12 protein-coding genes are annotated in these 11,329 nt (G+C 69.7%); 8 read left to right on the forward strand and 4 right to left on the reverse strand.

Features of this window, described 5'->3' with window-relative positions:
* Window positions 1-98 precede the first annotated feature (98 nt).
* Entirely contained in the window at window positions 99-2,156 is a 2,058-nt protein-coding gene (locus tag ACGFY9_RS35090; RefSeq protein ID WP_393760948.1) for a GH92 family glycosyl hydrolase, read from the forward strand.
* Here ACGFY9_RS35090 and ACGFY9_RS35095 read toward each other — a convergent pair.
* Window positions 2,145-2,627 carry a winged helix-turn-helix transcriptional regulator gene (locus ACGFY9_RS35095; RefSeq protein WP_393760950.1) on the reverse strand — a complete coding sequence of 161 codons (483 nt, stop codon included), beginning with the start codon at window positions 2,625-2,627 and terminating at the stop codon, window positions 2,145-2,147. The genes ACGFY9_RS35090 and ACGFY9_RS35095 overlap by 12 nt on opposite strands.
* Window positions 2,628-2,719: 92 nt before the next feature.
* Here ACGFY9_RS35095 and ACGFY9_RS35100 point away from each other — a divergent pair, with 92 nt between their 5' ends.
* The 3 genes from ACGFY9_RS35100 (at window position 2,720) to ACGFY9_RS35110 (ending at window position 5,841) form a co-directional block, all read left to right on the forward strand.
* Window positions 2,720-3,214 carry a PaaI family thioesterase gene (locus tag ACGFY9_RS35100; protein ID WP_393760951.1) on the forward strand — a complete coding sequence of 165 codons (495 nt, stop codon included), beginning with the start codon at window positions 2,720-2,722 and terminating at the stop codon, window positions 3,212-3,214.
* A 187-nt stretch (window positions 3,215-3,401) separates the two neighbouring features.
* Window positions 3,402-4,196: a response regulator transcription factor gene (locus tag ACGFY9_RS35105; protein WP_393760953.1), complete on the forward strand. Its 795-nt coding sequence runs from the start codon at window positions 3,402-3,404 to the stop codon at window positions 4,194-4,196.
* A gap of 418 nt (window positions 4,197-4,614) precedes the next feature.
* On the forward strand, window positions 4,615-5,841 hold the full coding sequence (locus ACGFY9_RS35110) for a cysteine desulfurase-like protein (RefSeq protein WP_393760955.1): 1,227 nt from the start codon (window positions 4,615-4,617) through the stop codon (window positions 5,839-5,841).
* Window positions 5,842-6,020: 179 nt separating this feature from the next.
* Here ACGFY9_RS35110 and ACGFY9_RS35115 read toward each other — a convergent pair whose 3' ends face one another.
* From ACGFY9_RS35115 to ACGFY9_RS35125, 3 genes are read right to left on the reverse strand one after another with little or no spacing between them, the layout of a single operon-like run.
* Window positions 6,021-6,197, reverse strand: coding sequence for a hypothetical protein (locus ACGFY9_RS35115; protein ID WP_393760957.1), 177 nt, complete (start codon window positions 6,195-6,197; stop codon window positions 6,021-6,023).
* 9 nt (window positions 6,198-6,206) lie between these two features.
* Window positions 6,207-6,338, reverse strand: a complete 132-nt coding sequence (locus ACGFY9_RS35120) for a hypothetical protein (RefSeq protein ID WP_393760959.1) — start codon at window positions 6,336-6,338, stop codon at window positions 6,207-6,209.
* Window positions 6,339-6,352: 14 nt separating this feature from the next.
* Window positions 6,353-6,925 (reverse strand): O-methyltransferase, encoded by a 573-nt coding sequence (locus ACGFY9_RS35125; protein WP_393760961.1) that lies wholly within the window; start codon window positions 6,923-6,925, stop codon window positions 6,353-6,355.
* Window positions 6,926-7,343: 418 nt separating this feature from the next.
* On the opposite strand from ACGFY9_RS35125, the gene ACGFY9_RS35130 reads away from it, so the two are divergent.
* The 4 genes from ACGFY9_RS35130 to ACGFY9_RS35145 form a co-directional block, all read left to right on the forward strand.
* A complete protein-coding gene (locus ACGFY9_RS35130) occupies window positions 7,344-8,231 on the forward strand; it encodes a sugar phosphate isomerase/epimerase (RefSeq protein WP_019056133.1) in 888 nt (295 codons plus the stop codon).
* A 141-nt stretch (window positions 8,232-8,372) separates the two neighbouring features.
* Window positions 8,373-9,221 carry a sugar phosphate isomerase/epimerase family protein gene (locus ACGFY9_RS35135; protein ID WP_393760963.1) on the forward strand — a complete coding sequence of 283 codons (849 nt, stop codon included), beginning with the start codon at window positions 8,373-8,375 and terminating at the stop codon, window positions 9,219-9,221.
* A 280-nt stretch (window positions 9,222-9,501) separates the two neighbouring features.
* Window positions 9,502-10,515: a sugar ABC transporter substrate-binding protein gene (locus ACGFY9_RS35140; RefSeq protein ID WP_393760965.1), complete on the forward strand. Its 1,014-nt coding sequence runs from the start codon at window positions 9,502-9,504 to the stop codon at window positions 10,513-10,515.
* Between the two features lie 5 nt (window positions 10,516-10,520).
* A partial coding sequence (locus ACGFY9_RS35145) for an ABC transporter permease (RefSeq protein WP_393760967.1) occupies window positions 10,521-11,329 on the forward strand: 809 nt, incomplete at its 3' end.

Here is an 11,329-nt window from a genome sequence, read left to right on the forward strand (position 1 = left end):
CCGGACGGTGTGGCGGCACGGCGGGTGGGGCCGCGTTGGGGACACTCGCGGTCCGGCGCCGCGCGGGCGGCGGGTTCCCTGCTGGCTGGAGAAACGTGGTGCGACTTCCCCTGCTTCGGGCCGCCCTGGCGGTCTCGGTGCTCGTGGCGTCCGGAGCGGCCGCCGCCCCGGTCCGGGCCGACGGGACGTCCCGGCCCCGGGCCGTCGACGATCTCGTGCGGTACGTCAACCCGTTCGTCGGCACCGCCCCCGGCGGCCCCGACTTCGGCCACGGCGGCGGCGCGGGCAACACGTTCCCGGGTGCCTCGGCCCCGCTCGGCGGGATGCAGTGGAGCCCCGACACGGTGACGTACCAGCACGGCGGCTACTCCTACGGCGACAACCGCATCCGCGGCTTCAGCCTCGCGCACATCTCCGGAGCCGGCTGCGCCGCCTACGGCAACGTCCCCTTCATGCCCACGCAGGACGCCGTACCGCCGGCGTACGCCACCTTCTCCCACGCCAACGAGCAGGCGGCGCCCGGCAGTTACCACGTCACCTTCGACAACGGCATCGGCACCGACCTGACCACCACCCAGCGCTCGGGCATCGCCCGCTTCAACTACCCGGCGAGCGACACCCGCCCCGCCGCCGTGAGCATCGACGCGGCCAAGGCGTTCACCGCCGCCACCGGAACGGTCGACATCGGGACCGACACGCTCTCCGGGTACAGCGACAGCGGCGCGTTCTGCAAGTCCAAGAACCGTTACCGGCTCTACTTCCACGCCACCTTCGACCAGCCCTTCGCCCAGGCCGGCCACCCCGACGGCAAAGCGGACGCGGCCATGGTCACCTTCGCCCCCGGCGTGCGCACGGTGACCGCCCGGGTCGGAGTCTCCTTCGTCGACGTCGAGGGCGCTCGCCGCAACGCGCTGACCGAGCAGAAGGCGCAGTCGTACGACACGATCCGGCAGGCCGTGCGCGACGACTGGAACGGGTGGCTGAACCGCGTCACCGTCGGCGGCGGCACGGACGCCCAGCGCCGCGTCTTCTACACCGCGCTCTACCACGCCCTCCTGCACCCGAGCGTCTTCAGCGACGCCGACGGCCGCTATACCGGCATGGACGGGCTCGTCCACCGCACCCAGACCGGGCACGTCCAGTACGCGAACTTCTCCGGCTGGGACGTCTACCGCTGCCAGGTCCAGCTGCTGGCGCTGCTCGCCCCGCGCGAGGCCTCCGACATCGCGCAGTCCGTCCTCAACCAGGGCCTCCAAGCCGGGTACTTCGACCGCTGGACCCTCGCGAACGGCGGCAGCGGCGTCATGGTCGGCGACCCGCTGCCCGCCATCGCGTCCGCGATCCACGCCTTCGGCGGCACCGACTTCGACGCCGCCACCCTGCTGCGCACGGCCCTCGCGGACCGCCAGGACAGCCGCCAGCGCCCCGGACACGAGCAGTACGACTCCCTCGGCTATGTCCCCGCCGCCACCAAGGGCGTCTGGGGCTCGGTCTCCACCACCCTCGAATACGCCGCCGCCGACTACGCGCTCGCCCAACTCGCCCACCGGCTCGGCGACTTGACCGCTTACGACACCCTGCTGCGGGCCTCCAGGAACTGGCGCAACCTCTTCAACCCCGCGACCGGCTACATCCAGCCTCGCGCCGCCGACGGCACCTGGCCGGCCTTCACCCCGGCCCAGAAGACGGAGTACGTGGAGGGCAACGCGGCCCAGTACACGTGGATGGTGCCGCAGGATCTGCCCGGACTGTTCGCGGCGATGGGCGGCGACGCCGCCGTCACCGCGCGCCTCGACACCTTCTTCACCAACCTCAACGCGGGCGCCGGTGAACCGTACGCCTACCTCGGCAACGAGCCCTCGTTCGGGACCCCTTGGGCGTACACCTACGTCGGCCACGCCGACCGGGCCGGGGCCGTCACCCAGCGCGCCCTGTCAACGCTGTTCACCGACGCCCCCGGCGGACTCGTCGGCAACGACGACCTCGGCGCCATGTCGTCCTGGGCGGTGTGGGCGAGCCTCGGCCTGTACCCCGAGGTCCCCGGCACCGCCCAACTCCTGCGCAGCGCACCGCTGTTCCCCACGGCCACCGTCCACCGGGGCGACGGCACCTCGCTCACGGTCGGCTCCGCGTCACCCAGGCGCTCACTCCGGTAGCGGGCTGCGTACGGGCCGGGCCGCCGGTCCGGGCGCGGCGGTGACCTCGGTCGGCTTCAACGCGCCGTGCGGCCCGTCGCACTCCACCACCACGCGGACCGGCGCGCCGCATTCGGTGTGCCGTACGTCGAGAACCGGCCCCTCGGGGTCGGCGGCGTACGTCTCGCCCCACTGCCGTAGCGCCATGAGAACCGGCCAGAGATCGCGGCCCTTGCCCGTCAGCCGGTACTCGTGCCGGGTCCGGCTCCCCGCCTGCCGGTAGGGCACCGTCGTCAGGATGCCGGCCGCCACCAGCTTGCGGAGCCGGTCGGCGAGCACCGCGTCCGAGAGCCCGATATGGCGCCGGAAGTCGTCGAAACGACGGACCCTGACGAACGCGTCCCGCAGGATCAGCAGGGTCCACTTCTCGCCGACGAGATCGAGCGTGCTCTGGACCGGACAGTTCTCCGTGCTCACGTCGAGCCATTCCATGCGACCACCTTAGCCACCTGGCTCTGTCATTGACAGTCAGCTGCGGGCGCATCTAGCTTCTTTTCAGGAAGCCAGCTGGGAGGTAGCACCGTATGGGACGGTCACGCACGTACGAGTGGGAGGACCCGGGGGTCTCGGCAGCCGCCGTAGGACAGTCCACGGGTCTGGAATTCCTGCGGGAACTGATCGGCGGGCGCCTGCCCGCGCCGCCCATCGGGGCCACTCTCAACTTCACGCTCGACGAGGTGGAGCACGGGCGCGCGGTGTTCTCCCTGATACCGGGGGAGGAGCACTACAACCCCATCGGAAGTGTGCACGGCGGGGTCTACGCCACGCTGCTCGACTCCGCGGCCGGGTGCGCGGTGCAGTCCACGTTGCCGCAGGGCATGGGGTACACGTCGCTCGACCTGTCGGTGAAGTTCCTGCGCCCGATCACGGCCGACACCGGCCGGGTCCGTGCCGTAGGGATCGTGTTGAACGGCGGACGGCGTACCGCGCTCGCCCAGGCCGAACTGTTCGACGAGAAGGACCGGCTGCTCGCGCACGCCACGAGCAGCTGCCTGCTGTTTCCCGTCCCGGGTGTCTGATCCCGGAACGGCGGAAATCCGCCTGTCCCCCGCGCAGGCGGATCCGTACCGTCAACTCCCTTGATCCATACGGTCGCAGGCGCTGCCGGAACGCTGTGTATTCTGCCGGGCGCCGTGGCTGTGGTGGTATGGGGAGAAGTACGTACGTGCGTACGTGGGTGTGACACACGCGGGATCGTGAGGGCGTATGACGGGCGGGCCGGCCGGGGCGTACGAACGCATGCTGGCGGTCGCGGTGGCGGCTCTGCACGAGCGGGACCCCGAGCGGCTGTGGCCGTTGGTCGCCGCGGCCCTGCCGGGGCTGTGCGGCGGCGAGGCGCTGATCTACAAACTCGGCGAGTGGACGGACCGGACCGGGTCGATGGGGTTCTCGCCCGGCGCCGCGGCGCATCTCGGGCGGATCGACGACATCGGGGACGAGTCGATGGCGGTGCTGCGCCGGGGGTACCCCTTCGCGGACCACTACGCCACGGCCGGCGCCGTCCGGCGGCCCGGGACCGCGCACCGGATGGCCGGGAGAGGGTGGGCGCGGAGCCGCACCGCGGGGACGATCAGCCGGCTGATGGACGCCGACCACGTCCTGGCGATACCCCTGCCCGGCACGACCACGCCGGTGACCGGCTGCCTCGTCTACCGTGCCGGTGCCGACTTCACCGAGGACCATGTCCGGGCCGCCGAGCAGGTGCAGCCCCTGCTGGCCGGCGTGGAGCAGCAGCGACAACTTCTTGAACGGCTGCGCGCGACGACGGCACCGGCCGAGGCGACAGCGGACTCCCGGCTCACCCCTCGGCAGGTCACCGTCCTGCTCCTGCTCGCCGATGCGCTCACGGCGTCGGCGATCGCTCATCGACTGGGTATCTCCGTGCGTACCGTTCACAAGCATGTGGAGGGTCTGTACCGGAAGTTGGGGACGCGGGATCGGGTGAGTACGGTGTTGCGGGCTCAGGAGATCGGGTTGCTGCCGCGGCGGGTGGGGCGTTGAGGGCCTGGCCGCTGTTTTCGCCGGGTGATCAATCGGGTGTTGTGTGAGGGGAGTTATCGGCGTCGGGGGCTTTGGGTCGTCTCGTGCGTGCGGGTCGGTGGGGGCTGGTCGCGCAGTTCCCCGCGCCCCTGAAAGACCCGGCTTCGCCGGTCTCCGGGGGGTGTGCCTGCGCGGTGGAGTCGTATGTTGACCCTGCCCCGGGTCCCTGAAAGACCACGCTGCGCCGGTCTCCAAGGGGCGCGGGGCGCCTGGTCGCGTCGTTGAGCACCAACCCCCATGCGTGCAGCCCGGCGACATCCGAGCCGGACGGGACACCGAGCCGCCCGCCCACTGCCCCGAACCCCGTCGATGTCCGATGATCGTTGTGGACACCCGGGGCCCCGAGGCCCGCACACGGTATCGACAGGAGTTCTCTTCCGTGGTCTACGACATCTCCGTCCTGCGCGCCCTGTTTCCCGCCCTGAGCGGTGGGCCCGCCCACTTCGACGGGCCTGGCGGTACACAGACGCCGCGGCCGGTCATCGAGGCCATCAGCCGGGCGTTGGCGAACCCGCTGTCGAACCGTGGCCAGGTGACCGCGGGGGAGCGCAATGCCGATGCCATCGTCACCGGGGCGCGTGAGGCTATGGCCGATCTTCTCGGCGCGCAGGCTTCGGGGATCGTCTTCGGCCGTAGTGCCACCCAGCTCACCTACGACTTCTCGCGTACCCTCGCCGCGACCTGGGCGCCCGGGGACGAGGTCGTCGTCACCCGCCTCGACCACGATGCCAATGTCCGGCCCTGGATCCAGGCCGCCGAGCGGGTCGGTGCCACCATCCGCTGGGCGGACTTCGACCCCGCGACCGGCGAACTCACCCTGGACCACCTCCGCGCCGCCCTGTCCGACCGCACCCGGCTGGTCGCCGTCACCGCCGCCTCCAACCTGATCGGCACCCGGCCCGCGATCACCGAGATGTCCCGGCTGGCCCACGGGGTGGGGGCCCTGGTCTACGTCGACGGGGTCCACTACACAGCACACGCCCTCGTCGACATCGGCGAACTCGGCGCGGACTTCTTCGTGTGCTCGCCCTACAAGTTCCTCGGCCCTCATCACGGCGTCCTCGCCGCTCGGCCCGAACTGCTGGAAACCCTGCGACCGGACAAGCTCCTGCCGTCCTCCGACGCGGTTCCGGAACGCTTCGAACTCGGCACCCTGCCCTACGAGTTGCTCGCGGGTACGACTGCTGCGGTCGACGTCCTCGCCGGGCTCGACACGGACGCCGGCGGCAGTCGCCGCGAGCGCCTGGCAGCGAGCCTCGCCGCGCTCCACCAGCACGAGGAAACCCTGCGCACGCGCATCGACCAGGGGCTCGCCGCCCTGGACGGGATCACCGTCCACTCGAAGGCAGCCGACCGGACACCCACCGTGCTCCTGACCCTGGACGAAGCCTTCGGCGCGCAGGGAACGCAGGACGCCTCCCGTTTCCTGGCGGAACGGGACGTGTACGCGCCCTCCGGCTCCTTTTACGCCATCGAGGCGTCCCGCCGGCTCGGCCTGGGCGACTCCGGCGGCCTGCGGATCGGCCTCGCGCCCTACACCAGCGTCGACGACGTCGAACGGCTCCTCACCGGACTGGAACTGTTCCTGAAGCGGGCGCCTCACTGAGATCCGGGTCCATGACGGCGGCGGGAGAGGGGTGTCTGAACTGCCCTGGTGTGCGGGCCAGTTGGTCGTCAGTCGGCCCCGGGCATCGCGTCCCCGGGGCGGGAGTCCGCGCCGACGGTGACCTCCCGCCAGCTGTCGAAGGTGGTGCTGAGGGAGTCGAGCTTGGCGGTGACGATGTCTTACGCGGCCCGGCTCAACAGGAATCGCGACGGGGCACTTCGGCCGTGACCGCGTCGATGACGGCCTCCGCCGCGGGCCGGGTCGCCGGGCTGGTTGCCGCAGGTGGCCAGGGTGCCGGTGCGCCGGGTGCTCGCGGTGGGGGCGTAGTCGTCGATGGTCGTGGCGGACTGGCGCATGGAGGGCCCCTACCGTAGTAGATCGGTGCTCACGCCGGTCAGGACCGCGATCTCCTCACGGCGCAGTTCGGGCGTACGACGTACCCCGGCGGGCATGCCGTGGTCCTCGGGCCGTACCAGCGCGCGCCGGGCCCGCAGCAACTCGCTCAGCCGGTTCAGGGGCGGCGTGCGGCGACCACCGCTGAAGTGGACGGTGTGGTGAGTACTTCGGTCGCGTCGAGGGCCGGGTGCGTGAGGTAGAACAGGCGCAGTTCGTCGACCTCGTCGTCGTGACGTGGTGGCCAGTGGGGCGACGGGGTGAAGTCGTCCAGGACGAGGAGGCCACCGGGGGCGAGGAGGCCGACGACCCGCTCGGGGTCCTCGCGTTTTCCGCCGCCGTCGCAGAAGAAGACGTCGAAGGGGGCGTGCCGCTCCAGCAGCCGCCAGTCCCCGGTGAGGACGGTGACGCGGTCGTCGTCCTCGAAGACACCGGCCGCCCGGCGGGCCAGCTCCTCGTCACGCTCCACGGTGACCAGACGGGCAGCGGCGCCGAGCCCGCTGTGCAGCCAGGCGGCACCCACGCCCGTGCCGGTGCCGCTCTCCGCGACGACCCCGTGCGGTTTCGAGGCGGCGGCCAGCTTGAGCAGCCTGCCCACCTCGGGGATACAGCTCCACGTGAAGCCCAGCTCGGAGGCGACACGCCCCGCGGCCATCACCCGGGACGGAACGGCCCGCTCTGCCATGAGCACGGACTCCCTTCAGTACGGACGCGCCTCAGCGCGCTCGTGAAGCTATCCGTCGACAGCTGCGGCCCGTCAAGTACGGATGAGGGAAAAAGACGTGCCCAATGAAGGATTAATGATGGTTTTGACCTCTTCAACAATGCCCTGCGCCGCACCTACCGTTACGCCCATGTGAACGGCCCGGCGACCGACTGATCAGCGCGCTCGTGGTCGGCCATGACGGTTTTTGGAGGGAGAGGGCGATGGAGCCTGCGGCGGACCCGGCGGTGGTCGGCCTCGCCATGACCCCGCACCTCGCCACCGCCTTCGGGACGGTGACGCGCGCCTGCGCCCCGTTCGGCCTGCCACCAGCCGCTGCCCGCTCATCCCGACGTGGTTCCCGCCCCTCGTCCCACCCCGACCGGAATCTCAGAAAGGTCACAGCATGACCACCTCCCCCCAAAACAGGATCGCCGGTGCCCCCATCTCCTGGGGTGTGTGCGAAGTCCCCGGCTGGGGCTACCAGTTGACGCCCGAGCGGGTACTGAACGAGATGCGCGAGGTCGGCCTGGCCGCCACCGAGTTCGGCCCCGAGGGGTTCCTGCCCGCCGAGCCGGGCGCCATGGCCCGCACCCTCGCCGACCACGACCTGCACGCGGTCGGCGGCTTCACCCCGCTGCTGCTGCACGTGCCCGGACACGACCCGCTGCCCGAGGCCGAACAGCTCCTGGCGGGCTACGACGCATCGAAGGCGGAGGTGCTGGTCCTGTCCGCCGTCACCGGCCAGGACGGCTACGACTCCCGCCCCGAACTCGACGCCGACGGCTGGAAGTTGCTGCTGTCCAACCTCGACCGGCTCGCCTCGCTGGCCGCCGAACGCGGTGTCCGCGCCGTCCTGCACCCGCACGTCGGCACGATGATCGAGAACGGCGACGAGGTCCGGCGCGTCCTGGAGCACTCGGCGATCTCCCTCTGCCTCGACACCGGCCACCTCCTCATCGGCGGCACCGACCCCGCCGAGCTCACCAGGCAGGCCCCCGAGCGCATCGCCCACACCCACATGAAGGACGTGGACGCCTCCCTCGCCGCCAAGGTCCAGGACGGACAGCTCAGCTACACCGACGCCGTGCGCAAGGGCATGTACCGCCCGCTCGGTGCCGGGGACGTGGACGTCCAGGCCATCGTCACCCACCTCAGCGCCCGCGGCTACGACGGCTGGTACGTCCTCGAACAGGACACCATCCTCACCGAGGAGCCCAAGGCGAAGGGCCCGGTCGAGGACGTGTGGGCCAGCGCCGAGCATCTACGCTCGGTGCTGCGCGGTGTCGCGTAGCCGTATTCGGGTCTGATGTGCTTTTGATGTGTTCCGAGGGATTGACCGATGTGCGGGGACCATCTCAGAATGCCGGAGCGATCGGGCGCCCTTCCTTTGTGAACTCTAGGAATCCGAACATGAGGGATCCAGGAAACAGAAATGACCGCTGACCAATTTCTGGCCACGTGCTGGACCACGGCGGGCGGCGCGGCTCCCGACGAGGCGGACCAGCGCAGTCCGCTGAATCTGCGGGACCGGGTGGAGGCGGCGCGCGACGCCGGATTCACCGCTTTCGGACTGCTGTATACGGACCTGGTGGAGGCCGAGCGCGAGTACGGGATCGCCGGGATCCGGTCCCTCTTCGAGGACAACGGGATCAGCCATGTCGAGTTGGAGCTGCTGACCGACTGGTGGACCGAAGGACCCCGGCGGGCCGCGTCGGACACCGTCCGGGTCGGCATGCTGAGAGCCATCGAGGCGCTCGGTGCCCGCACCTTCAAGATCGGCCCCGACGTGGCGGACGAACCCTGGGAACTCGACGTCTGGGCCAAGGAGTTCGCCGTACTGGCCGCGCAGGCCGACGGGGTGGGCGCCCGGCTCGGAGTCGAACCGCTGCCCTGGTCCAACCTCAGGACCGTGTACGACGGCCTACGGCTCGTGGAGGTCGCCGGCCACCCGGCGGGCGGACTCATCATCGATGTCTGGCACACCGAGCGCGCCCACACCCCGCCGGCCGAGCTGGCGGACGTGCCGGGTGCGCGGATCGTGGGCGTGGAGCTCAACGACGCCGACAGTCAGGTCGTCGGCACGCTGTTCGAGGACACCGTCCACCGCCGTCTCCTGTGCGGAGAGGGCTCGTTCGACCTGCCGGGCATCGTCGCCGCACTCCGTACAGCCGGTTTCCGAGGCCCCTGGGGCGTGGAGATCCTGTCCGACGCGCACCGCGCGCTGCCGGTGCGGGAGGCCGCGGCGGCGGCATATCGGAGTGCTGCGGCACTCGTGAACTAATAAGGGCCACAGGGGTGGCGGGAGCGAAACCACGGTCGTTTCCGCCGCCCTGTTTTCATTTCCATTTCGGTGCATGGGGCACGTTTTTATCGGCCGTCGGGAAATTGTTCAGACATCTTGTCGTGATGGATAAATGATGTCATTACAAGCGTTGACCCCGGGGTGTCATGACGGTTCTATCTCGTCATAAGCAACAGCCGTGTTAACGGCATGTGATCCGCAGCCTTCGCTCGGCCAGCCGCTTCTCCGTTTCCCCCGCAGCACAGTGAGGTGCCGGAAGATGGACCGTACATCCCACCCCCGCAGAATCGTCCCCGTCGTCGCGGCGGCCGCAGCCGCCGCACTCCTTGTGGCCGGCTGCTCCAGCAGCTCCGGAGGCAAGCAGTCCACCGAGGACACCTCCGGCGTCTCGGCCGGCAAGGCCACCACTCCCCGTATGACGGTCGCGATGATCACGCACGCGGCGCCCGGTGACACCTTCTGGGACACGATCCGCAAGGGCGCCCAGGCAGCCGCCGCCAAGGACAACGTCAAGCTGGTCTACTCGTCCGACCCCAACGGCCCCAACCAGTCGAACCTGGTGCAGAACGCGATCGACCAGAAGGTCGACGGCATCGCGGTCACCCTCGCCAAGCCCGACGCCATGAAGGGCGTCGTCGCCAAGGCCGAGCAGGCCGGCATCCCCGTCGTCGGCTTCAACACCGGTGTGCAGGACTGGAAGAAGCAGGGTCTGCTCGAATACTTCGGCCAGGACGAGAGCATCGCCGGGGAGGCATTCGGCCGCAAGCTCAACGCGGCCGGCGCCAAGCACACCATCTGCGTGATCATGGAACAGGGACAGGTGGCCCTGGAGGCCCGCTGCGCCGGCGTGAAGAAGACGTTCACCGGCAAGACCGACATCCTCTACGTCAACGGCACGGACATGCCGTCGGTGAAGTCGACGATCACCGCCAAGCTCACGCAGGACAAGACCATCGACTACGTGACGACGCTCGGCGCCCCGTTCGCGATGACCGCCATCCAGTCCATCGCCGACGCGGGCAGCAAGGCCAAGCTCGCCACGTTCGACCTCAACAAGGACGCGGTCGGCGCCATCAAGGCCGGCAAGATCCAGTGGGCCATCGACCAGCAGCCGTACCTCCAGGGCTACTTGGCCGTCGACTCGCTGTGGCTCTACAAGACGAACGGCAACTACAGCGGCGGCGGCCAGGCCCCCGTGCTGACCGGCCCGGCCTTCGTCGACAAGACGAACGTCGCCAAGGTCGCCGAGTTCGCCGCCAAGGGAACGAGGTGACGCCCATGACTCAGCTCACGGCACCGGCGACGGACTCCCCGTCGCCGGCTCCGCCGGTCCCGCAGACGGACGGCCGGACCTCTGAACGAGCCTTGCCGCTACGGTTGTTGGCGCGTCCGGAGGTGGGTGTCTTTCTCGGTGCGGCCGCGGTGTACGTGTTCTTCCTGATCGCGGCTCCGCCGGTGCGGGACAGCGCGTCGATGGCGAACATTCTCTACAGCTCGTCGACGATCGGGATCATGGCGTTGCCGGTGGCCCTGTTGATGATCGGTGGGGAGTTCGACCTCTCCGCGGGTGTCGCGGTGATCACCTCGGCGCTGACCGCGAGCATGCTCAGCTATCAGCTGACCATGAACGTGTGGGTGGGTGTGATCGTCGCGCTGCTGGTGTCGTTGGGGATCGGTTTCCTCAACGGGTGGATGGTGGTCAAGACCGGGCTGCCGAGCTTCCTGGTCACGCTGGGCAGCTTCCTGATCCTGCAGGGTGTGAACCTCGCGGTGACGAAGCTGGTCACCGGGAACGTGGCGACCGATGACATCAGCAACATGGACGGCTTCGACCAGGCCAAGAAGGTCTTCGCGACGTCCTTCGACATCGGTGGTGTCGATGTGAAGATCACGATCTTCTACTGGCTGGTGTTCGCGGCGGTCGCGACCTGGGTGCTGTTGCGGACGAAGTACGGCAACTGGGTCTTCGCGGTGGGCGGGAACAAGGATTCTGCGCGGGCGGTCGGTGTGCCGGTTGCGTTCACGAAGATCTCGCTGTTCATGCTGGTGGGTCTCGGGGCCTGGTTCGTGGGGATGCATCAGCTGTT

The organism is Streptomyces sp. NPDC048504 (assembly GCF_043200035.1).
In the GTDB taxonomy this organism is placed as follows: Bacteria; Actinomycetota; Actinomycetes; order Streptomycetales; family Streptomycetaceae; genus Streptomyces.

What these genes read in the sequence shown, in the direction of transcription:
- ACGFY9_RS35095 (WP_393760950.1), bottom strand. Translation starts at nt 2,627, where the DNA reads ATGGAATGGCTCGACGTGAGCACGGAGAACTGTCCGGTCCAGAGCACG.
- ACGFY9_RS35100 (WP_393760951.1), top strand. Translation starts at nt 2,720, where the DNA reads ATGGGACGGTCACGCACGTACGAGTGGGAGGACCCGGGGGTCTCGGCA.
- ACGFY9_RS35105 (WP_393760953.1), top strand. Translation starts at nt 3,402, where the DNA reads ATGACGGGCGGGCCGGCCGGGGCGTACGAACGCATGCTGGCGGTCGCG.
- ACGFY9_RS35115 (WP_393760957.1), bottom strand. Translation starts at nt 6,197, where the DNA reads ATGCGCCAGTCCGCCACGACCATCGACGACTACGCCCCCACCGCGAGC.
- ACGFY9_RS35130 (WP_019056133.1), top strand. Translation starts at nt 7,344, where the DNA reads ATGACCACCTCCCCCCAAAACAGGATCGCCGGTGCCCCCATCTCCTGG.
- ACGFY9_RS35135 (WP_393760963.1), top strand. Translation starts at nt 8,373, where the DNA reads ATGACCGCTGACCAATTTCTGGCCACGTGCTGGACCACGGCGGGCGGC.
- ACGFY9_RS35140 (WP_393760965.1), top strand. Translation starts at nt 9,502, where the DNA reads ATGGACCGTACATCCCACCCCCGCAGAATCGTCCCCGTCGTCGCGGCG.